The sequence below is a fragment of the Granulosicoccus antarcticus IMCC3135 genome (genome assembly GCF_002215215.1).
In the GTDB taxonomy this organism is placed as follows: domain Bacteria; phylum Pseudomonadota; class Gammaproteobacteria; order Granulosicoccales; family Granulosicoccaceae; genus Granulosicoccus; species Granulosicoccus antarcticus.
The window spans coordinates 5,384,086-5,406,066 of the sequence record NZ_CP018632.1 but is presented as its reverse complement, the minus strand read 5'-3'; the positions used below and the strand labels follow the sequence as shown (position 1 = coordinate 5,406,066).

At 52.3% G+C, this 21,981-nt stretch carries 14 protein-coding genes; 5 read left to right on the top strand and 9 right to left on the bottom strand.

Annotated elements, in window-relative coordinates; all coding sequences use genetic code 11:
- Nucleotides 1-141: 141 nt before the first annotated feature.
- From IMCC3135_RS23410 to sppA, 3 genes are all read right to left on the bottom strand, one after another.
- Nucleotides 142-450, bottom strand: a complete 309-nt coding sequence (locus IMCC3135_RS23410; protein WP_088919796.1) for a hypothetical protein — start codon at nucleotides 448-450, stop codon at nucleotides 142-144.
- Between the two features lie 210 nt (nucleotides 451-660).
- Nucleotides 661-1,683, bottom strand: a complete 1,023-nt coding sequence (locus tag IMCC3135_RS23405; RefSeq protein ID WP_169727516.1) for an isopenicillin N synthase family dioxygenase — start codon at nucleotides 1,681-1,683, stop codon at nucleotides 661-663.
- 101 nt (nucleotides 1,684-1,784) lie between these two features.
- On the bottom strand, nucleotides 1,785-3,629 hold the full coding sequence (gene sppA / locus IMCC3135_RS23400) for a signal peptide peptidase SppA (RefSeq protein WP_088919794.1): 1,845 nt from the start codon (nucleotides 3,627-3,629) through the stop codon (nucleotides 1,785-1,787).
- 287 nt (nucleotides 3,630-3,916) lie between these two features.
- On the opposite strand from sppA, the gene IMCC3135_RS23390 reads away from it, so the two are divergent.
- From IMCC3135_RS23390 to IMCC3135_RS23375, 4 genes are all read left to right on the top strand, one after another.
- Nucleotides 3,917-6,718 carry a DEAD/DEAH box helicase gene (locus IMCC3135_RS23390; protein ID WP_088919793.1) on the top strand — a complete coding sequence of 934 codons (2,802 nt, stop codon included), beginning with the start codon at nucleotides 3,917-3,919 and terminating at the stop codon, nucleotides 6,716-6,718.
- Nucleotides 6,711-7,076 (top strand): hypothetical protein, encoded by a 366-nt coding sequence (locus tag IMCC3135_RS23385; protein ID WP_157736229.1) that lies wholly within the window; start codon nucleotides 6,711-6,713, stop codon nucleotides 7,074-7,076. The genes IMCC3135_RS23390 and IMCC3135_RS23385 overlap by 8 nt, the downstream gene beginning before the upstream one ends.
- 311 nt (nucleotides 7,077-7,387) lie before the next feature.
- A complete protein-coding gene (locus IMCC3135_RS23380) occupies nucleotides 7,388-9,199 on the top strand; it encodes an autotransporter assembly complex protein TamA (protein ID WP_088919791.1) in 1,812 nt (603 codons plus the stop codon).
- Nucleotides 9,196-12,813 (top strand): translocation/assembly module TamB domain-containing protein, encoded by a 3,618-nt coding sequence (locus IMCC3135_RS23375; RefSeq protein WP_088919790.1) that lies wholly within the window; start codon nucleotides 9,196-9,198, stop codon nucleotides 12,811-12,813. Before IMCC3135_RS23380 ends, IMCC3135_RS23375 begins: the two co-directional genes overlap by 4 nt.
- A 16-nt stretch (nucleotides 12,814-12,829) precedes the next feature.
- On the opposite strand, the gene IMCC3135_RS23370 is transcribed toward IMCC3135_RS23375, so the two are convergent.
- Nucleotides 12,830-13,429, bottom strand: a complete 600-nt coding sequence (locus tag IMCC3135_RS23370) for a TetR/AcrR family transcriptional regulator (protein WP_088919789.1) — start codon at nucleotides 13,427-13,429, stop codon at nucleotides 12,830-12,832.
- A 200-nt stretch (nucleotides 13,430-13,629) separates the two neighbouring features.
- Between IMCC3135_RS23370 and IMCC3135_RS23365 the strand changes: the two genes are divergently transcribed.
- Nucleotides 13,630-15,861 carry a VIT domain-containing protein gene (locus IMCC3135_RS23365; protein ID WP_205737684.1) on the top strand — a complete coding sequence of 744 codons (2,232 nt, stop codon included), beginning with the start codon at nucleotides 13,630-13,632 and terminating at the stop codon, nucleotides 15,859-15,861.
- 58 nt (nucleotides 15,862-15,919) lie between these two features.
- Here the strand turns inward: IMCC3135_RS23365 and IMCC3135_RS23360 are convergent, their stop codons facing one another.
- The 5 genes from IMCC3135_RS23360 to asnB all read right to left on the bottom strand — a co-directional run bounded on the left by IMCC3135_RS23360 (nucleotide 15,920) and on the right by asnB (nucleotide 21,911).
- On the bottom strand, nucleotides 15,920-16,969 hold the full coding sequence (locus tag IMCC3135_RS23360; protein ID WP_088919788.1) for a GNAT family N-acetyltransferase: 1,050 nt from the start codon (nucleotides 16,967-16,969) through the stop codon (nucleotides 15,920-15,922).
- A complete protein-coding gene (gene nadE / locus IMCC3135_RS23355) occupies nucleotides 16,966-18,006 on the bottom strand; it encodes an NAD(+) synthase (RefSeq protein WP_236994645.1) in 1,041 nt (346 codons plus the stop codon). The genes IMCC3135_RS23360 and nadE overlap by 4 nt, the downstream gene beginning before the upstream one ends.
- Nucleotides 18,003-18,263, bottom strand: a complete 261-nt coding sequence (locus tag IMCC3135_RS23350) for an acyl carrier protein (protein ID WP_088919787.1) — start codon at nucleotides 18,261-18,263, stop codon at nucleotides 18,003-18,005. Before IMCC3135_RS23350 ends, nadE begins: the two co-directional genes overlap by 4 nt.
- 68 nt (nucleotides 18,264-18,331) lie before the next feature.
- Nucleotides 18,332-19,918 carry a class I adenylate-forming enzyme family protein gene (locus IMCC3135_RS23345; protein WP_169727515.1) on the bottom strand — a complete coding sequence of 529 codons (1,587 nt, stop codon included), beginning with the start codon at nucleotides 19,916-19,918 and terminating at the stop codon, nucleotides 18,332-18,334.
- A gap of 31 nt (nucleotides 19,919-19,949) precedes the next feature.
- Nucleotides 19,950-21,911, bottom strand: coding sequence for an asparagine synthase (glutamine-hydrolyzing) (gene asnB / locus IMCC3135_RS23340; protein ID WP_088919785.1), 1,962 nt, complete (start codon nucleotides 21,909-21,911; stop codon nucleotides 19,950-19,952).
- Nucleotides 21,912-21,981 lie beyond the last annotated feature (70 nt).

The window sequence follows — 21,981 nt, the reverse complement described above, 5'->3', positions numbered from 1 at the left end:
TGGGACCATCAGGATCATTAAACGTGGTGACCGCTTCTTCTGCGCCCACTTCATCGACATATACAATTGCCTTGTCGAAGAATGTCCTTGCCTCGTCAGGGGAGCTGCGATGTGCAGCGTTCTCATACTACAGTCAGCTATTTACTGAGGAGGCCTGCCACGCATAGGCAAGGCTTCTTTCAAAGCATCTACGCTGACACCCAGCTCGGCAGCCGCAGTTTCCAGATCAGGTGGTGGACCACCGGCCTTGCTCATTGCTTCCTGCAGCGCTTCTTTGGTGACGCCAAGCTTTTCAGCTGCTTCTGTAAGATCTGGCATGCCCGGGCGAGCGGCGCCCTTCTTCAAACTTGTTACTGCCTCGTTGCTGTCCTGCGATTGAGACTGAGCACCGGCGCAAGCCGTGAGCAGCACGACGGCCGTTGCAGCCAGAATGGATCGTATAGGGGTCATAGTTCTACTCATTGTGAATTGCTTTCGAATTTGAACGCTGGTAGCGCAACGAGATCATATGCGAATTGCTCGCCAAAGTTAAGCATAGGCGGAGAGGTTGCTAATTGTTTACTCATTTGCTGATCTGACGTGTCGAATGCCTGAACTATTCGAGTGTGCTTGAGTCAACATCATCGTCCCAACCAGGGCCTCACTGCGATTGGCGCTACATTATTCGCCCTGCACAACACCCTGACTTTGAGCGTAAGAGATAGGGGGGTACTTGGCCGGGTTCTCATCGCTGCAGCAACTCGGTATGCAGCTCATCACATGATGTGGATTTGCATTGAAGAAAAAGGGAATAGAGTAACGTGACTCGGAACCGGTGTTGTTATTGGCAAAGTGGCGTGTGCTGAGAAAGCGATCGTTAGTCCATTGTTTTAGTAACTCACCGGTATTGACGATGAATGAATTCTTGACCACTGGCGCATTGACCCATACCTTTCTGCGTTCACTGAACACGCTTAATCCCGGTCGGTCTTGAGCCAGAATTGTGCAGTATGAAGTATCAACATGCGGTGCAATACCAAAAGCATTCTCCGGATCAGGCTTCACTGCAGGGTAGTGAGTCATGCGCAATCGATATAAGGGATTGATAAACGCCTTGTCGAAAAAATCATCGGGCATATCCAGTGCACGTGCGTAAACAGGCAGCATGCGCTTGCCAAGAGTTTCCATTTGCTGCGCATAGCGTTCGACTTGCGCACGAAACTCAGGTAACCAGGCGGCATCGGGCCACTGATTGTCATCCATGCCCAGCTTGTCATCACATTTGATGATAAACGCCTCGTTCGCATTGCCGGTTTCACGAGCAGGGAGTTTGCGATTCTTCAACGGCAAATAGCCCATGCCACCGACAGGCCAGTCGGGGCGGTCCATTAGAATCTGACTTTTTTGCTCAATCGGTAATGCATGAAATTGGCGTACTTGTTCAAACGTATCGTTGAGATCTTCACTGGACACCTGATGTCCGACAATAGAAAAAAATCCGGTTTCTTCACAGGCAATTCGTAGTTGTTCTGCTGCAACAGCTAAATCTTCATCCGCCCCGGTTGTAAAATAGGCTTCAAGATCAATGGTAGGAATGTCATCAGGCTTTGCATCCTCAGGCTTCGAGGTATCCCATTGTTCAGACTCTGAACGAAGCTCTTGCTCTTTGGCATTAGGATCGAAATCAGTGTTTTTATTTGACATATCTGATGTGGTCGTTAGCTGGCACGTTGATTGGAAATCGAAAACAGGCATATTCTAGCATTGGCCAAAATGTGTCTGTTTGCGCGTTGCAAACTGCATCTCTACGGCAGCACAGGGCAATCGCTACAGATGACGTAGGCGTTGTTTGGGTCGTTCAGACGGCCCAGAAAGCCAAGCTTTTGCCGAACCATATTGGTCAGTCGGGAAACAGGGTTGTTTGTGATTGCTGGAAAGCTACTGGCTATGGTCTCTGAGAACCTGCGCAACAATATTTCTTCAACTGATAGTTCCGGCTCCACCTGTATCACAGAGTATTCCTTGACGTCGGCAAGCCTGGCTGCTGCGCTGATAGCTTGTTCCTGGTCCCCCAGTTCGTCTACCAGGCCAAGTTGCTTAGCTTTTTTACCTGTCCATATTCGCCCCTGAGCGACTTCATTAACGGCGCCTACATCCATGCCACGCCCTTCGGCGACTGTCGTTAGAAACTGTTGATAGCCTCCCTCTATGACTGCTTGCAAGACTTCACCATAGGCAGGTGAAATGCCGCGCGTGAAACTGGCGCCACCAGCGATGGGTGTGGTCGCTACGCCATCACTGTAGATACCGTATCGAGCCAGCGTTTTCTCAACGCTTGGCATGAGCCCGAAAATACCAATAGAGCCGGTAACTGTTGTCGGTGAAGCCCAGATTTCATCCGCTGATGCTGCAATCCAGTAGCCTCCGGACGCTGCTACTGATCCCATCGATGCGACTACCGGGATGCCAGAATCCTGTGCTGCCTGAAGTTCGCTACGAATGACTTCCGAGGCTGTTTTGCTACCACCACCTGAATCGATACGCAGAACAATGGCTTTAACGTTGCTATCCAGTCGGGCTTTTCTGATCAGCTTGGAGAGTGATTGACTGCCAATTTCACCAGCGGGTGCATTACCGTCAACAATGTCGCCTACGGCTGTAATAACAGCCACTTTGTCGGAGTGATGCTGTTCCGGTGGCAATCGCGTGGCTCGAAGATAATCTTTATAGGCTACTCTGCGATAGTCCTTGTTTTGCTTGTCCTCACCGGCCAGGCCAATGAGGTAGTCACGTCTTTCATTGTCTGTCACCAGACGATCCACAAAACCTTTTTCAAGTGACAAGCGAGCAAGATTACCCTCTGCCAGTCGCATTTGCTCTGGCGCGTTTTGCAACAGGGCGTTGATACTGCCTGCCTCCATACCCCGGGCTGTTTCTACCCCTACGGTATAGGCCTCCCACCATGCATCCAGAATGGCCATCCGCGCAGTCCGGTCCTCTTCTGACATGTCGTCGCGCAGAAATGGATCGACAGCAGACTTGTACTTACCCACCTTGAATAGATTGACTGTCACGTCTTGTTCTTCCAGGAAGCTTTTAAAGTAAGTGCTATACATGGAAAAGCCCTCCGGTACGGCCATACCCTCGGGGTTCAATAACACTTCATCGGCGTGGGCCGCTAAAAATATTGCCGATTGACTGTAGTTGCCAGCCACCGCGATTACTTTCTTGCCACTGGTCTTGAAGTCAGCTATCGCAGTTGCAATACTCTCCAGCGTTGGCAGTAGTCCTCTTTCGAGTTTTGAAAGATCGAGTACGACCAGTTCAATCTTGTTATCGTCTTTAGCCATTGCTAAAGCATCAAGCAGATCCTTGACTAATGCTTGCTGTGGAAGTTCATTGCCTTGCAATAAGGTTGCGGCATCGACGACTGTCTGTTGTTCCACCAGATTCCCTGCCGGGTTGAGCAGCAATGCAGCACCTGTGGGTATTTTCGGACCTCGCTGATTGAAAGCGGCATATAGAATGACGGCGATGACAAATAGAGAGACAAGACTGAATACCAGTGTGTTGAACGCTTTTACGGAGCGCCACAGGAAGCGAAAGAATCTGAAGACGATACCGCGCTTTTTGGGAGAACCAGTACTCATTGAGAATCCATTTAGAAGCAAATTTTATTGCGATGAAGCGATGAAGGAGCAGGATCGAGTCATAATCGCTACAGGCTGGAAGCGCCTGCTCACAGATTCTTGCACACTGTACCGGCAAATTCATGACTTGCACTGGAATGTAACTGAACTTCAATGAGGCTCATACCGGCAGCATTGCTCACACTATGATGGCTTCTGTACTCATCGGTTCCACAGTGATTGGTTTGTGATTCCTGCGCTTTGGTTCCCGATCGTCTAGTGTTTCTTCAAATAATCGTGCACACAAGATGAACCTGAAAGATACCAGCGGCCTGTTCCGTTATCTGCATGCCTGTTTTGCACATGAGTATGCGAACGGTAGCGATGTTCGCATGGGAGGCTCTCGTGTCAAGGCCCGGGTTGATACCTCGCTTGAGACAATGGCCTGCGGTATGACACCGGTCCCGTGGTTGCCTGCGCACAGTGCTGAGAAACTCACTCTTGCATTGGAGGCTCATGCGCGCGGCACCTCGACACTGTACGCATTGCTCCCCATTTCCGTCCCGGGTGAGCGGTTTGAAGCACCCCTTTTATTTGCCATGCTGGATAGCTGGAGCGCCGCTGAGGCACAGCCTCAAGAAACAATCGTCAAGGCATCGCTAGAGGTTAATCGTGTGCTGCTGGAGCGTATGCTGGATGACGATGCAGCCGATGCACTGGCTAATGCTGTACAGGGCATTGTCGATTCGCAGGTGCTTGATCGCGAGGGCATGGCGATGGTGCTGGATCTTCTGGCTAATGAGCTGCCTGCGTTGACGCCAGTCGGGTTTGATAGCTGGCCGGTGTTGCCCGTCAGATCAACCGCGTCAACGGATAAAGGGCTTGGCGGAGACAACCCGGTGCTACATGCCGCAGCATCCATCTTGCTGGTGCAGCGTTCGCGCCGATCAACAGGTATCTTGCATGAACTCGAACAGCTCGCTGAATCAGCACGACTGAGCGCTCCACTGTCGGCACTCACCGCTGACAGATCCAGTCTCAAGAGTTCGATATCGACAAGTAATGAAATAGTGCAAAGCCTGGCGCTGCGTTGCACGGGGGCACTGTCGGCTGCACAACGCCGTGCGGTCCAGGGGGCTCGGGAGCAAACTCTGAGCATCGTGTTCGGCCCACCGGGTACGGGCAAGACACACACGCTTGCCATGATCGTTGCCGACACCGTTGCCAGAGGTGGCTCGGTGCTGGTGTGTTCGAAAAGCCAGGCAGCGGCTGAAGTTGTTGCCAATTTTCTTGATGTAGAGCTGGGTCTCGAAGGGGCGGTGTTGCGTGGTGGAAATGCCAGTCGTCTCAGCAATCTCAAACGTCAACTGCACGATGTAGTGAACACGCGTTCAATTGGTTTTACGCGGCCACGCCAAGTGCTGTTGGCTTGCCGACAGGCGGAGGATATCGATCAGGCCCTGTTAAAGGCGACGCACCAGGCAATGCGTGGTTTGAACCGTCAGGATCGTTCACTGGCTGCAATGAAAAAATCCTGGAGTCGCTGGTCAAAAATTCTTTGGTGGCAGAAAGTGGTGAGCCTGCTGAGACGTGAAACTCGTCAGGATACTTTGCTGAAAATTCTTGCACAGTGGGATCAGCTCAAACTTGCCAGAGACGTCAACGTTCTTGATGCGCTTCAGCTTGTCATTGAGCAACGGACACGACAAAGCATTGCCGTTGATCGCCGCTCACTGATCAACCTGGCTGACAGTGTTGCCGCGCGCGAACGTCGTCAACGGGAGTTGCAGGGAACGTTAAACTATGAGCCCTTGCTGGCAAGCTGTCCGGTTTGGGTGACAACGCTTGATGAGCTGACGCGCCTGGTGCCGATGCAGGTGGAATTGTTTGACCTGTTGCTGATAGATGAGGCGTCACAGGTGGATGCAGCCAGTGCATTGCCTGCCTTGCAGCGAGCCGGTCGTGCCGTCTTGTTCGGTGATGCAGAGCAGCTTCGGCATATCAGTTTTTTGCCACAGTCGTTGAATGACTCGCTACGTGAACGCTTTGCCCCGGATGTGGCAGATACACCCGATTTCAGGCGCGATAGTCTGCTTGATTGGGTTGATCGCTCATTGAGCACTGCCGATGCTGCCAATGCACTGGATGAGCATTTTCGCAGTGCGCCCCAAATCATCGGTTTCAGTAATCGCAGTTTTTACGGAGGACGTCTGCAGCTACTGACTCGTGTGACGCTGGGCCGTTCTCCTGGTGCACTTCAACTTGTAGAGGTTGCTAACGCTCATCGCGCCCCCAATGGTGTGAACAGGGTGGAGGCAGACGCCATGCTGGCAACGTTACAATCAATGGTCAGTGAGTCTGGCAAAGCATTGGGTATCGGCTTGATTTCACCGTTTCGTGCCCAGGTTGAGTACCTGCAAAAGCGTATTGACCAGACGTTTGATGCCGCAACGCGTGATCGCCACAACATGATTGTGGGTACTGCACATGAGCTACAGGGTGAGGAGAGGGATGTTGTATTGTTCTCTTGCTGTGTTGACGATGCCTCGTCCGGTGGGTCGCTGGCTTTTCTGTCACGTTCGGATGTGCTGAACGTGAGTATCACGCGCGCGCGACGCCAGCAATGGGTGTTCCTGTCACGTTCACCTGAGCGTATCAATCCGGATACATTGTTCGGCCAGTATCTGGACTGGATAAACTCGCCAAGGTTGCATTCCGATGCGCTTGTTGAACGTGACATCCTGCCTGAGGGAATGACATCCGCGATCGCCTGTTCAGATACCGAAGTTGAACTCAATGTCGAAGTCGGCAGACTGGTGCTGGATGCCGTATTGCATCGAGGTGACTCAGCCCTCGGAATCGATTTCATGGATAGCCCGGATAGAGAGCCCTTCGCGCTGGATGATCATGCCATGCTTGCGCGTATTGGCGTACGAGTACTGCCGGTGACCATTGAGGGCTGGCAACAGCAGGCTGACATGTTGAAAGCACGGGTTGATGATGTGCTTTTCGGTAAAAGGTCGGTTGACAAAATATTGACCAATCAGTTGCTCAGCAACAGTGAGACTGCCGAAAAATCGGTTGGTAATCGGGAGGCTTACGATGAGTGAGATGCGTGATGGGCGTCAGTTCGATTGGGACCAGCTGCGTTTCAAGATACTGGTTGATGTCGCCAGCGTGCAATTGCCTGAAAGCCTGCAGTGGCGCAGGGTGGCTGTAGCACTTGCCCGTGCCTACGATGGGCCGCTACCTGCCTATGGTGTCTATCGTCAGCTGCGTGCTTTTGCCGTGGCGCGCTGGCCACAATTGAACAAACTTGTTGTCAACGGCACCTTGTCAGACGAACTGGCAGATGAGGTCATTACCGTACTGGATGCGTCTGTAAGCGCTCGTCAGGCCGGCGAAACTGATGCTCTGGAAGTGGAGATGGCATTGCTCAGAGAGCTGCTTGATGGTGATCGCGGCTGAGATTTTCTGATCTCACCTGCTGGCAATCCACAGCGCTTCTGTTTTCTTTCAAGGAGCGTGTTTGGCCGTGTTTTTGGGGCCGGAACAAGCCTTGGTTCGCAAAGTATCAAGTACCGCATGGATCCGCCGCTAAATGCTCTATATTTCAATCTGATGCCATACAGTTCACGTATGAGATAACATGGTAAAAAAGTGTGAAGATACAGCTTGTGCATCGTTAGAATTCGCGGTGCTTGATTCACACCACTTGGACTCCAGTATCGGGGCCTTTATCATTCAATTTCCTCCGACACTGCAACGACGGAACAGGCGTGCGCCAAACAAAACGGTTATACACTCGGTGGACTCAAGGCCGGGTCATATTAGAGGCTGTCAGAAACACAGCACTGGCTTTGCTGTTGCTCCAAGCCCCTGCGGTGCTGGCTCAGGCTGACACCTCAGCCACCGTTGCCGTTTCGATAACCGGTGTCAAGGACGAGCTGCTCAGTAATGTACGTGGTTTTCTGCCGCTTTACCCCTTCAATAAAAAGACGGCTCCGAGTGCGGGACGTTTGCGCTATTTGCATGGGCAAGCAGATGAGAAGATCCGTCAGGCTCTGGCCCCTTACGGCTATTATCGACCAGCGGTTACGCCCACCCTCGACTTGATCGATGACGTCTGGAAGGCGAGTTACGCGATCAAAACTGGTGATCGCATTGTGATAAAGACGGTTGACATTGAAGTTACTGGAGAGGCAAAGGATGATTCGGAGTTTACCGATGCGACCCAGAACTCATCACTCAAGGTTGGAGATCCATTGCTACATGAAAATTACGAGTCGCTCAAACAGTCCTTTCAGGTGCTTGCCTCGCAACGTGGTTATTTTGATGCGAAGCTAGAGAAAGGCGCGATTCGTATTGATCTGAAGAACTATGAAGCAAGCGTCATATTGCATTTTGACAGTGGCATACGGTATTTCCTTGGCGAGGTGAGCTTCAATCAGGACAAACCCTGGTTAAGTGAAGCCATGCTCGGGCGCTTCTCGGATATCGAGCCCGGGCAGGCTTTCCTGGCAGGGGATCTTCAGCAACTGCAGGGAGATCTGAGTAATACCGAATATTACGAAGAGGTGACCCTCGACGTTTCACCACAAAATGCCAATGCAGATCATGAGATACCCGTTGTCGTTAATCTCAGCGCACGTAACCCGACGCGTTATACGTTCGGTGCAGGTTACGGCACGGACACAGGAGCCAGAGTCAAGGCAGGTGTTACACGACGTCGAATCAATGAAGCAGGCCACCATTTTACAGGCGAAGTTCTTCTCGCTGAGTACAAGTACGGTATAGCAGGGGATTACGTTATTCCTGGTAGCGATCCGCGTACTGATTCCTGGGGCATCCGTGGCTCGCTTGAAGATGAACACTCGGACAATAACAATTACACCTCGGCCAGCGTCGGCGGTTACTATCGTCACAGGGACGGACTCTGGATGAAAACCTATTCGCTGGATTACCTGGTAGAGCGCTTTGAGGTATCGGGCGGGGAGGATACCAGCAAGCTTCTGATCCCCAGTGCTGAGTGGACACGTACCTTTCCTGCGGAAATGGATAAACGAATCTACCCCACCTACGGTACGCTGATTCAGTTCAGTGTTCGTGGTGCTGGTGAAGGCGTGCTGTCTGACACCAGTTTCATTCAGCCAATGGTCAGTGGCAAGTGGATTTATTCGTTTGCCAACTCAACTCGCCTGATTGCCCGTGGCGCTGCTGGAACCACCTCGGTCACAGACTTCGACAAGCTGCCGACATCGTTACGCTTTTTTACCGGTGGTGACAAAAGTGTTCGTGGTTACGGTTATAACGACATCGGTCCCACAGTTGGCGATGATGTTGTCGGCGGTAAAAATCTGCTCGAGAGCAGTCTCGAATATGAAATACCTTTTACTGAAAAATGGAGTGTTGCCGCTTTTGCGGATATCGGTGACGCCTTCGATGACAAGCCGGATTACAAGCGTGGTGTTGGCCTCGGCCTTCATTGGCGCTCGCCCATCGGTCCGGTTCGTCTGGATTTGGGGCATGCGCTGGACAGACCACCAGGCAAACAGTTCCGCCTGCATCTGACAATCGGATCTGACTTGTGATTAAACGTATCCTTAAAAGAACAAGCCTGTTCTTGTTACTGTTGATCCTGTTGATTGTCGGTGGCATTAGCTGGATTGTCGGCACCGAAAGCGGTTTTCAACAAGCGCTGGCGTTGGGGAAGAAATTTGCACCCGGCACGTTGGAGTGGGACGAGGCCGATGGCAAGTTGATCGGTCCGTTGCGAGTTCGAGGCTTCCATTATCTGCAAGAAGGTGGCATTGAGGCTCGACTCGGTGCGCTGGATTTCGATTGGCGACCGAGTGCCTTGTTCGGCTCCGAACTGGCCGTTGATCAATTGCATCTGGATGGCGTAGAAGTGCATCTGGCAGAGTCTGCAGCAGAGCCTGAGGAAACCTCGTCTGGTGGTGAGTTACCGGACATCTCCTTGCCGGTCTCTATCAGCCTTGCTGATATCTCAGTGACTAACGTTGCCATCTTTCCAGCAGGGCAGGAGACGGCAATTGAGATCAGTTCTGTTGCGCTTGCTGCCAGTGCCGAGCAGTCAGATGTGAACCTGAAAAATCTGGACGTCATCGCCCCCCAAGGTGAGTTGCACCTTGCTGGCAAGGTGCAGACCAGTGGTGATTATCCAATGGACCTGACTGTCAGCTGGCAGGCCGATATCGCTCAGCCTTCACCTTTGCAAGGTAAAGGCACACTGGTCGGCAACCTGACACAGTTGCAGATCGACCACCAAATCGCAGGCTTTGCGATGGCAGATATTGCAGCGACGGTCAGTAATGTCATGCAGGCACCTGCCTGGAATGCCTCGGTCGAAGCAAGTCTGCCGAATCCGGAGTCGCTATCAGAGCTTCTGAGTGGCACGCCGCAAATTACGTTGAAATCAAGCGGTACTCCAGATGCTTACGAGGCGCAGGCGACAGTAAATGTGACAACAACCGAAACCGGTCCAGTCACTGTTGATGCTGATGTCAATGGCTCGACCGAGATGCTCGATATCCGCTCGCTGATCGTCAGGCTGAGTGAGAACGGCGGTGAGCTGTCGGCATCAGGCCAGCTCGCTTTTGCCACACTGGAGGGCGATATCCAGGGCCAGTGGCAAGCCTTGAGCTGGCCGCTGGAAGGCGAACCACAATTTACCAGCCCCACCGGTAGCTTTGATGTGAAGGGTTCGCTCGAGAAATTCAAGGCAAGCCTCAATACGAGTGTCGACGGTGAAGCTATTCCTGAAGGTCAATGGACTGTCTCTCTGGATGGATCGGCAACCGAGCTCAGCAATTTTGAAGTACAAGGCCAGACCCTTGATGGCACCATCGCTGCCAGTGGTACGGCCAGTTGGGAGAATCAGCCTGACTGGGATGTCGAGCTTGTGACTGAGGGTATCAACCCGGGCGAGCAGTGGAGTGAGTTTCCGGGTCGCATCAATCTGGATGTCAGCTCAAAAGGGCAGATAAGCGATAGTGGCCCACAGCTCACTGCCCAGATCAATCAGTTGTCAGGTCGCCTGCGTGAGCAACCCCTGGCCGGTAGTGGCAGTGTCAGGCTGGATGGTGAAAAGCTGAACATCGACAATCTGATTGTGACCCATGGTCCTTCTCAACTTGATGCAAATGGTCAAATTGATGATCAGATCGCACTGGATTTTGAGCTTGACAGTCCTGATCTTGGCACTTTGATGCCAGAGTTGGCGGGTGCGATTTCGATGTCGGGCAATATCTCCGGCAGCAAAGAGGCACCGATGCTCAATGCCAGTGGTAGTGCAAATAACGTCGTTTATGCAGAAAACAGTGTCAGTAAACTGGACTTCAGTGTGGATGGCGGCCTTGCAGCAAGCGTGGTATCGACCCTGGCTATCGAGGCCTCCGGTATTACAGCAGGCGGGCAGGAAATCAGCGACATCAAGCTTGATGGTCAAGGGACACAAACTAAACACAGTCTTGTATTGTCGGCTGAAACAGATCAAGGCGATCTTGTCACGCAACTTGACGGTGGCTATGAGTCCGATACCTGGAACGGATTCTTGTCATCATTGCAGCTTGAAAACACACCTGCGGGTAATTGGGGTTTGCGAGAACCCGTCGCCATCAGCGCTAATGCACAAAAGGCGGACGTCGCGCAGTTGTGCCTCGATAATAGCGACAAGCTCGGTAATATTTGCCTTCTGGGCAACTGGCTTGCCGAAGGTGACTCGAATGCAACGTTAAGTATCAGCGGGCTTTCACCGGAGTTGGCAGAGGCATATCTGCCGCCCGGACTGCTGGTGGAGACCGAGCTCAATGCTGATGCGACAGCTGCGCTAGGCTCTGATGGGAGTGTGAATGCAGAAGCCAGAATCGTACTCGATTCAGGCAAGCTGACGCTCAATGCCGACACCTCGCCGGTTGAGATTGGACTCGAGCAGACAAGCATTGATGCCACCTTGCGTGATAATGACGCCACCTTTGATCTTGCGACGGCCTTTACTGACTTCGGTAATCTGAATGTGAAGGGGGCTGTCTCTGAGCTTGATGGCGAGGGTAATCTGAGTGGAACTCTGGATGCTGACTTTCCGGATCTGACCCTGATCAGTGCATTTGCCCCGCAAATCCAACAGGTCTCGGGGGCGCTCAAAAGCAACCTGTCTCTGGGTGGCACACTTGAGACACCGCAGGTTGAAGGTGAGCTGGCACTCGTTGATTTCACTGCGGAGATTCCCGAAACGGCCATGTTGATCGAAGACACGCAACTCAGCATCACAGGTAATCCTGATGGCACGATGCTTATCAAGGGACAGTCGAGTTCGGGTGAGGGGCAGCTAGACATCGAAGGAGATATCAATCCGGGCACCCAGGCGCTCAATATAAGCATAAACGGTGAACAGTATCAGGTGGCCAATACCTCCTTGATGCAGGCCGTCATTAGCCCAGAGCTGGATATTGCAATGGATGACACCGGCATGCGAGTGAATGGCAAAGTCACCATTCCCAGTGCCTATATCAATGCAAATGGTGGTAATGAGGGTATCAAGACCGTCAGTTCTTCTTCTGATGTAGTTTACGTATCAGAGGAGGGAGAGCAGGCTGAGACGCCGCCAAGTCAGCTCAACCTGGACGTACAGATCATTCTTGGCGACAGTGTCGAGGTTGAGGCTGGCGATTTCCGCGGCCGTCTTGAAGGGGATCTGAGGGTTCAGCAAACTCCAGAACTTGCGCCTCGCGGCACGGGTACGATCAACGTTCTCAATGGCGATTACGTGATCTATGGTCAACAGCTGGATATGGAGCGTGGTCGGATCTTGTTCAGCGGCGGACCGGTGGACAACCCCAGTCTGGATATGCAGGTGGCCCGTACCGTACAAGAGTACGATGTAGTTGCAGGCGCCAAGATTCAGGGTACCGCACAGAGCCCGAGACTGGAGCTCTACTCGGATCCGCCGATGCCCGATGCCAGCATCCTGTCCTATATTCTATTAGGGCAGCCTCCCGGTACAACCGGTGGCAGCTACACGCTTGGCAAATACCTCACACCGGATCTGTATGTCAGCTACGGGATCGGTCTGTTCGACGCAATCAACACCTTCAACATGCGCTACAAGCTGACGGACAAGCTGGCTCTGGAGGCTGAGAGTGGTAGTGGTAGTAGTGCTGATCTGATCTACACGATCGAAAAGTAGAAAAGGCGCTGGAACTTTATCGGCACCATTGGTTGACGAAACTTGAAACCAGGATATCCACAATTTCCTGATCTGCGTTTGGTGTGTCGATGTAAAGCTGGTTGGACAGGCGTAGAGCCGCAGTACCGTGCACACCAGACCAGAGTGCACGTGCCCCCAGCTGCAACTGGGCCTCTGTTGCGCCAGGCTTGAGAGTGCGTAATTGAGCCTCTACCAGTTGAAAAAGAACTTGTATCTGATTGCTGAGCGAGGAGGGCGAGGCGGGTGCGTCTCGCAGACTACGTGCGAACATCAGGTCAAATTGATGGGTATGCTGTGCTGCAAATTGCAGGTAGGCCATGCCCATGGCCTTGATGGCATCTTCAGGCCCCTCGGTATTCTTCTGTGAGGCTTCGCAGAGCTTGTATAGCGTATGAAGCCCAACCTGGTTGACGTGTTGGAAGATATCCTGAAGATTGAGGAAAATCGAGTACAGCATTCCGGGTGTGTATCCGACAGCTTTCGCAATTTGCCGTGCCGTCACATTCGATGCGCCGTGTTCTTTGACCAGCGCCAATGTCGATTCAACAATCAGTGTCTGAAGTTCTTCACGGCTATGATCACTCCGTCGGCCCATCAGATTCGCCTTGTGTGAATGGTGTGCAAGTATAGCGACCCTGAAGGCATAGCGTTGTTGTCGAAAAGCTCACAATTAATTAAACATTGTTCAGAATTCGCTTGATTTTAAATTAAACAGTGTTCAATATAGCCGCTGGCCACATCTGCGCAGATCGGTCGACTCCCGTAATTGAACGTTGTTTAATATTGGAATTGAACATGAAATATTTAACAGGATTGTTGGTTCGTACAAAAAAAATGACATTGCCAGGGGTTTGCAAACGGTGCCTGGCTGCCGCGACGCTGCTTTTGGGCTTGACGACTGGACAGTTCGCCGGCGCCGCCGGATTACTTTCGCCAAACAACGGCAGTCCGGCACTGAAGCTGGCAGAACAACATGTATCGGTGATTATCGAGAACGGCTATGCAGTCACCGAAGTAGACCAGACATTCTCAAACCCTCATTCACAGGATCTGACCGCAATCTACAGTTTTCCAGTACCCGAGGAGGCTGCGGTGGGGGAATTTACCTTCTGGATCGATGGCACGCCGGTACACGCAGAAGTTCTGGAGAAGCAGGCGGCAAGGAAAATTCACGATCAACAAGTACAACAAGGTAATGAGTCAGCCTTGGTTGAGCAAGACGGTTATCGCACTTTCGATGCAGAAGTCTCACCTGTCAGAGCCGGCCAGGATGTTCGCATACGACTGGTCTATCTACAACGAAGTGCCATTGATCACGCCATGGGACGTTATGTCTATCCACTGGAAGAGGGCGGTGTCGATGAGGTGAAGGAGCAATTCTGGTCTCGCAATGAGACAGTCAGCGATGCGTTCAGCTTCAAGCTCAGACTGCGATCTGCTTACCCGGTTGATGCCATGCGAGTCACTAATGGCCAGGCTGCCATTACGCAGCTGGACAGTGGCGAATGGGAACTACTCATAGACAGTCGAACTGGTGATGGCACGCAAACAGGAACAGGACTGAGCGATCAAGAGGTGTCCGCCCGTCTGCTAGCCGATGATATCGTACCGCTTGAGAACGCTGGTCGGGCGACTGATTACGCTGAGTCTTATGGCTCAGAAACAGCTCATTCCAAGGCTGCTTATTCCCTGAACCGAGACATCGTGGTCTATTGGCGTCTTGCAGAAAACCTGCCTGGCGCTGTGGACCTTGTGACGTATAAAGAGCCAGATGCGACAACAGGCACCTTTATGTTGACCTTGACGCCAGGTATTGATCTGGCACCGATTACTGAAGGTCGTGACTGGTTGTTCGTTCTTGATACCTCCGGTTCAATGCAAGGAAAGTTCACAACCCTGGTTGATGCGGTGCAACGCTCACTGACTTCACTGAAGCCCGCTGACCGATTCAAGGTCATCTTGTTCAGTGATAGAGCCAAGAGTCTTTCGGATAATTTTCAGACTGTTTCAGCAGATGCGGTGCAGCGCACACTCAAGCAACTGGATCATATTAGTGCAGGCGGCGGAACGAATCTGTTTGATGGTTTACATGCTGCGGTCAAGTCGCTGGATCAGGACAGGACGACAGCTATTGTGCTGGCCACCGATGGTGTGGCTAATGTCGGTCAGACTGAAATGAAGCAGTTCCTGAAGTTGATAGACAAGGTCGATGTTCGCTTGTTCACGGCAGTTATGGGCAATAGTGCGAACCGTCCATTACTGGAAGGCCTGACCAAACATTCGGAAGGTTTTGCCATCAATGTGTCTAACGACGATGACATGGTGGGATTGATGCTGCAGGTAACGAGCAAGGTAACGCATGAAGCATTACACAATGTTGATTTGAGCATCGATGGAATTCGTACCAGGGATCTGACGCCTGACAAGTTCAGTCGAATCTACAGGGGTGAGCAACTGATTATCATGGGAAAATATTCCGGGGCTGGAGTTGCAAATGTCACTTTGAATGCTGATATATCCGGTGAAACAAAACACTATGTCTCGCAGCTGGTATTTCCCGAAAATTCCATCTCGAATCCGGAGCTGGAAAGACTGTGGGCTTTTGCCAGTATCAAAAGTTTGCAGGATCAGCAAGATCTGCTCGGAGTTACCGAAGATAGTAAACAAGGAATTACTGATCTGGCATTGCAGCATGGTTTGGTGACGGATTACACCTCATTGCTAGTTGTCCGTGAAGAGGTATTCCAGAGCGAAGGCATAGAGCGCAATAATGCCAAGCGTGTTGAGCGAGAGCGAGCGGCCCGAACGGTGCGAGCAGCAGAGTCGATCACTCAAACCCGTCAGGATTCGTCCGCGCCGATGTTCAGTGAGAGTCGCCAGTCAACCAGTAACAGCGGTGGTGGTTCGATGGGGCTTTGGTTTTTAGCCTTGCTGAGTACCTTGGCGATACTACGCATTGGTCTTGGCTTGTTTGATAGTTATCGAGAGCGAGCGGCTGAGCAAGCCGCTGAACGTAAAGCGATTTGAGCCATCCTCGGCCGCTGACCTGACTGTGCGTCAGGTCAGTTTCACATTCTCAGCTGCTTCAACCGTCGTTATCGTAAGTCGTCAGGTAGCAATCCGAGAGCGTAACTTCTCCAAACGACATATCTTTCGCAACCAGAACTGTTTCTCCTGGCGATTCCGCCAGAAAATAGCCAGCTCGATAGAAGGCAGAAGTTATCGATTCAGAGCCAAGAAAGCTGGCCGATACCGAATGCGCACCAGCAGCAAAGGCTGATCGTGCATGAGCCCGTAGCAAGGAGGCTGTCAGGCGCGAAGGTTCTATCGAGAAAAAGTCTCCGATCACGGCCAAGCCATCTTCCAGGCGCCAGACCACATAACCACAATCAACACCGCCTGGTTCCTGCATGATGTTTATGCGCCATGGCTTCACTCCATTGCGGCAATAGCGCCAACGAAGCATGGACGCTGAACGATCGGACACTAACAAGGCTGGTGGCCGCTGAGCCCAGATTCGATCCAGTTCGGCATCATCAAACGAGGCTTCGCGACAATTCAGAGCAGGGCGTAGCCCCAGATTTTTCCAGATAAGTCGGCACTTGAGAGTCAGATCCAGAATAGGGGCTGCAACTGGCAGTAAATGCCGATTGATGCGTTGCGCGAGCCTCTGTCTGCTGGCACTGATCAGTGTGTACTTGGTTAGCGTGCCCAGTGGAGTCATTCCTGCTCGGCGGCAGATTGCATATGAGTGGCTATTGGGGATGCCGATGATGAGGGGAAATCGTTCGCGGCCGGCATTCAATGCTGTGCGCATTAGCATCAATGCAGGTCCGGCACTACGATGTGCACTGTCAACGCTGAAGTCAGCGAGTGTCGCTGCAAGCCATTGATGACCGTTCTGGAAAAACCGTCGAGGATGCAGGCCGATGACACCAGCCAGTGCCGGGTCTGAATCCACTTCCTCTCGAATGACGAACAAGGCTCCTTTGGCTGCTGGATTGGCAACGTAGCCTTGTTGCAGCTTGCCTTTTGCATGCTCGATGCAGCCGGACTCAAGATTACGAGCCCACAGCTCGCAAATAGGGGGCGCATCAGTCTCAGCACTGACCTCTGATACGGCATAACGATTCATGTTGCGCAGTTTGATCCTTTATTGGCAACGTCGAGCGATTCAAGAACCGGTTCAATGAGCTCCGCAGCTGCATGCAGACTGCGCGTCGCCCGGCGCTTGTTCAGAATGTCATCGTATACACGCTGCGCCTGGGCTTCTGTGCTACCGATGAGCAGTGCCAGCTCAGCGGCGCTGCGCTGGTGGTTGAGCGCCCAGAGCGCAAGGTCCATCTGCTGGTAGGGCAGAGAAAAATAGAACTCGTCCTGTCCCTGAGGCAGGCTGTAGGTATCCGTTGTCGGTACCGCTGCCAGGATTGAATCAGGCAGAGCCAAGTGATGAGCCATTGCATAAACCTGGGTTTTGTACAAATGCGCTATGGGTTTCAGATCTGCCGAACCATCACCGTTTCTGACAAAAAAACCTTGATCATATTCGAGCCGGTTTGGTGTGCCTACAACAGCATAGTTGAGGCGATCCGCGTGAAAATATTCTACCGATTTGCGAATACGTTGCTTGTAATTGGTGGCCGCCACGATTTGCAAGTATTCGGGTAAGGCCAGGCGGTGTTCCTGCCTGCCTCCCTCGGGATCTTCGGCAACCAGGCGAAAGAAATTGATACCCCCATCGATGCCACCGGCAATGACGATTTTGCTCTTCCAGTTGTCCGTGTATTCAGGCACTACACGGCGAATTGCCTCGTCACGTTGCCGATAACAACCCAGCGACTCTAGTGCGGGCGCTATATCATGAGTCTCATAGGCTATTCCCAGATGTTCAGCCAGCTCCCGGCCCGTGTTGCTGGATGAGTCACTGGAATCTCTTTCAGGCAGTAGCAGGCCAAATACTCTTTTTGGACCAAGTGCCTTCACGGCAAGGCCTGCACAAACCGAACTGTCGATGCCGCCCGAGATTGCTACCACAACGCCACGCTTTCGCAAGCGGCTGGTCAGTACATCGGGAATCCACTGCGCAATCCGTGTTGCTTCCTTCTCATAGTCGAGCTCTAGCACCTTCTCACCCATACCCGTTTCGGGGCCACTGGCCGAGGGATTCTTCATGCTTTGGAACTTTCCTGTTTACGTTTGACGAAAGCTGCCAGCGCATCGAGTGAGTCAAGGTTCTCTGGAACCATCTCACTATCTTCTACAGATATACCGAACTGCTCTTCAAGAAACAGCACCAGCTCCAGAAAGCCGGTGGAATCGAGTAAATGCTGATCCATGAAAGAATCGCTGTCTGCAGGCAGGCGAGCACCGGCACCCAGCAGAAAGTTTTCCTCGATATAGTGTTTAACTTGAGTCTTTACATCGTTCATATAGAAACGGGTCCAAATGGAATGAATTCAAATACAAGCAGAATTGCAATGAGAGAGGCTAGAGGGAATCATTTGAGTGACGCACGACGAATCTTGCCGGAATCAGCCATGGGAAATTCCTCGACGAAAATCACGCTTTTCGGAACCATGACGCTGTCTAGTCTGGCCAGACAGTGTCGGATAACAGCACGTTCAACCAACAGTGCGCCAGGCGAGAGTTTTATATAGGCACGAACGGCCATGCCCAGAATGTCATCTGCTACGCCTGTTACAACTGCATCGAGTACTTCTGGTAGTTCGCAAATCGCTCGTTCGACCTCAAGCGGGCTGACCTTTTCGCCACGGGATTTTATGATGTCGTCACTTCGAGCAATAAAATACAGATAGCCGTCAGCATCAGAGTAAAACAGGTCGCCGGTGTACAAGGCTGGAGTTCCATCCGGAGCCGGGCGCAACACTTGGGCAGTTTCTGCGGGGCGGCGCCAATAGCCTTTCATGACATGCGGTCCGGCAACGACAAGCTGCCCGGTTTGCCCCTGAACGACCTCGCGACCTTCATTGTCAATCAGCCAGTGGCGCTGAGCAGGCAGACCCTTGCCAACACTATTGGCTCGGGCGTCAAGATCCGTTGGCGACAAATAGCTGGCTCGTTTGCATTCGGTTAGTCCATACATCAGAAACAATCGGGTCTGCGGAAATGCCTGCCGCACTCGTGTCGCTGTTTTTTCGCTAAGGGCTGAGCCAGCATTTGTGATGAGACGCAACGATTGCAGCTCGTATGCAGACAGATCCTGTGTCAGCAGGCTGGCAAACAGAGTCGGGACTCCCGGAAACACCGTCACTCGATGTTGCTCCCAGCTTTTGAGCATAACCACTGGGAATACAACATTTCTCTCTATCACGATAGTGGCGCCGAGCCATAGCCCCATGATCAGGTGATACAGGCCATAACTGAATGCCAGCGGTAACGCCAGTCCGATCACATCATCACTGCGTAGTTCAAGATAGGACTGCACATTGTGTCGTGAGGCGTAGATATTGCCATGACTGAGCATCACGCCCTTGGAGTAGCCTGTTGTACCCGAGGTATAGATGATGGCGGCAAGATCATCATCTGCACAAACTGCCGAGAAAGGTGCGAATGCATCATCTGAATCTCCTTCCTCAGTTACGACAGACGGCTCGACCAGAAGCTGGTCTGCCAAGAGCATCATGAGAGTTTGCTGTAAACCGGGCTGTTCGGCGGCCACCGACCAGACTCGCGTGAGTGAGACTTGTGAAACCAGAGCACTTGCCTGTGTATCCTCAAGTATGAAAACGAGTTTATCACTTCGCGTCTGTGGACTTATTGGTACAAAGACCGCTTGCAATTCCAGAATAGCCAGCATCGAAGCTGCGAATTCAATACTGTTTTCCAAAAATACTACAACTCTGTCGCCAGGCTTGACTCCTGCCGTATTGAGCGCTCTGGCAAGCACCATGACCTGCTTTGCCAGCTCCAGGTGATTCAGGCTGTTTTCGCCGCAGATCAGGGCCGTTTTGCCAGGCATGCGTGTCAATGTGGCTCGCCATGCACTCGTTATGTTGCGAACAGCTGCAATCGTCTCATCGGCAGACAATACCGAGTCGCTTGAAGTCGCAGGGTTCAAATGCATAGTCTTTGCATCTGTCATATCGGAAATGATTTCATGAAGCAGACGGTTCCGAGGCGGGTCCTGTCGCAGGTTCAATAAATTGCTGATGAACAAGCATTGTTGATAGCACTCCGACAAAAGCCATGTTATCCCCGAAACCGATGGCGCGGCCCGCGCTGCATTTGGCGACCAGGCGGGAAACTGCAGGCGCATCAAACAAACCTGCCTTGAGGATGCTGGGCGCATCCAGTATATCTGCGACCCAATCCAGAGGTTTGCCTGCTTCGAAGAAAGCGGCACTATCAGGTGTACGGTAGGGTTGTTTGGTTCTTTTTGTGATACTACTGGGCAGATCGCGCGCAAAGGCTTTTCGGAGTATCAGCTTTTCGATCAGACCTCGCATTTTCAATCGGGCCGGAAGCCGTGCACCGAATGCGATAACCCGAGGATCAAGAAAAGGATAGCGAGTTTCAATCGATGCTGCCATTGCCATTCTATCGCCTTGGCTTGAGAGCAGATATCCGCTCATCAGGGTCGTGGCTTCAACGGCTTGATCTCTGGCCAGAACAGGCCAGCTATCGATACCGCCGGGTAACAGGTTACATAGCGGCTTGTAGGGGTCCCAGTGTCCCAACTCCTGTTGCCTGTCCAGATTGAAGAAGCCCAACGAACGTCGCGTCGTGGCAAGACGAGTTGTGTGTGCAAACCAGGGCTTGTCGATCTGATCTGTACTTTGTGTGAAAAAACGTTGGGACATGGCACGCGAGGCCATTGGTGATGATTTGAGGTAAGGATAGAGCCGTTCCAGAATACGAGTTCTGCTTGAAGAGTTCGGCTGTGCTGCTATGAAGCGTCGAACCTTCGCTTCCTTGAAAATATCGTAGCCTGCGAATACTTCATCAGCCCCTTCACCGGTAAGTACCACCTTGAAGCCTGCATTACGAACACTTTGGGCAAGGTGCATCATAGGAGCGGGTGCTGCACGTATCAGTGGGGTTTCTGCGTGCCATACCGCTCGTGCGAAACCGCCGGCTATATCGGCACGCGAGCAGCTGACTGATGAATGAGTGGTGCCCAGATGCGAAACCAGTTCGTTCTGGTGAGCACTCTCATCAAATTCGGCATCGTCGAAGGTGAGTGAAAAACTTCGCAGCGGTGTTGTCGATTGCGATCTTATGGCCGCCGTTATGATCGCCGAGTCCAGTCCTCCGCTCAGATAGGCACCTACGGGTACATCCGCACGTGTTTGCAGGCGCACGGCATCGACTATCAGCGCATGTAATTCGTCGGCGAGTTGATCTTCATCACAGTTGTCGCCATTCAGATAATCACTCTCAAGATCCGGTCCTGGCCACTCCCACCATTGTTCAATACGATGACCTGTCTCACCGATAATCATCAAATGCCCGGGGGGCAGATTCTGAACGCCCTTGAATACCGTCGCCGGTGGTAGTGCACTCCACCAGGAAAAGGTTGACGCAAGTCCGGCCGTGTCCCAGTCACGCACTTGCCCGGGAACGGCAAAGAGGGCTTTTACCTCGGAGGCGAAAGCCAGCTGCCTACCTTGCCAGGCGTAATACAAGGGGCGAATACCCACAGGGTCACGAGCCAGAAGTAGCTGTCTGGCCTTTACATCCCATAACGCTATTGCAAATTGGCCATTGAGCTCCTGCAAGAATTCCTTGCCGTACTCCTCGTAAAGATGAACCAGAACCTCGGTATCGGAGCGGCTTGAAAAACGATGCCCTCGTTGTATCAGCTTTACTCGTAGTTCCGGATAATTGAATATCTCACCGTTGCAGCTGACCCAGACGGTGCCGTCCTCATTTGACATCGGCTGTGCACCACCGGCTATGTCGATGATTGCCAAGCGTGAATGCGCCAGTCCAACAGGACCATCCAGATGGAAACCGACACCGTCGGGGCCACGGTGATTCAACGTGGCGATCATTGCCTGGAGCGTTTCACGTTGAGGCCCGTGCTCTGGATTCCAGATACCGGCTATGCCGCACATCAGCGTTTACTCCGTATCAGCATCGCGCGTAACAAGATAAACACGCGATTCGATAACACGACAGTTAACT

What these genes read in the sequence shown, in the direction of transcription:
- IMCC3135_RS23345 (WP_169727515.1), bottom strand. Translation starts at nt 19,918, where the DNA reads ATGCATTTGAACCCTGCGACTTCAAGCGACTCGGTATTGTCTGCCGAT.
- nadE (WP_236994645.1), bottom strand. Translation starts at nt 18,006, where the DNA reads ATGAAGAATCCCTCGGCCAGTGGCCCCGAAACGGGTATGGGTGAGAAG.
- IMCC3135_RS23390 (WP_088919793.1), top strand. Translation starts at nt 3,917, where the DNA reads ATGAACCTGAAAGATACCAGCGGCCTGTTCCGTTATCTGCATGCCTGT.
- IMCC3135_RS23410 (WP_088919796.1), bottom strand. Translation starts at nt 450, where the DNA reads ATGACCCCTATACGATCCATTCTGGCTGCAACGGCCGTCGTGCTGCTC.
- IMCC3135_RS23370 (WP_088919789.1), bottom strand. Translation starts at nt 13,429, where the DNA reads ATGGGCCGACGGAGTGATCATAGCCGTGAAGAACTTCAGACACTGATT.
- sppA (WP_088919794.1), bottom strand. Translation starts at nt 3,629, where the DNA reads ATGAGTACTGGTTCTCCCAAAAAGCGCGGTATCGTCTTCAGATTCTTT.
- IMCC3135_RS23385 (WP_157736229.1), top strand. Translation starts at nt 6,711, where the DNA reads ATGAGTGAGATGCGTGATGGGCGTCAGTTCGATTGGGACCAGCTGCGT.
- IMCC3135_RS23360 (WP_088919788.1), bottom strand. Translation starts at nt 16,969, where the DNA reads ATGAATCGTTATGCCGTATCAGAGGTCAGTGCTGAGACTGATGCGCCC.
- IMCC3135_RS23365 (WP_205737684.1), top strand. Translation starts at nt 13,630, where the DNA reads ATGAAATATTTAACAGGATTGTTGGTTCGTACAAAAAAAATGACATTG.
- asnB (WP_088919785.1), bottom strand. Translation starts at nt 21,911, where the DNA reads ATGTGCGGCATAGCCGGTATCTGGAATCCAGAGCACGGGCCTCAACGT.
- IMCC3135_RS23350 (WP_088919787.1), bottom strand. Translation starts at nt 18,263, where the DNA reads ATGAACGATGTAAAGACTCAAGTTAAACACTATATCGAGGAAAACTTT.
- IMCC3135_RS23405 (WP_169727516.1), bottom strand. Translation starts at nt 1,683, where the DNA reads ATGTCAAATAAAAACACTGATTTCGATCCTAATGCCAAAGAGCAAGAG.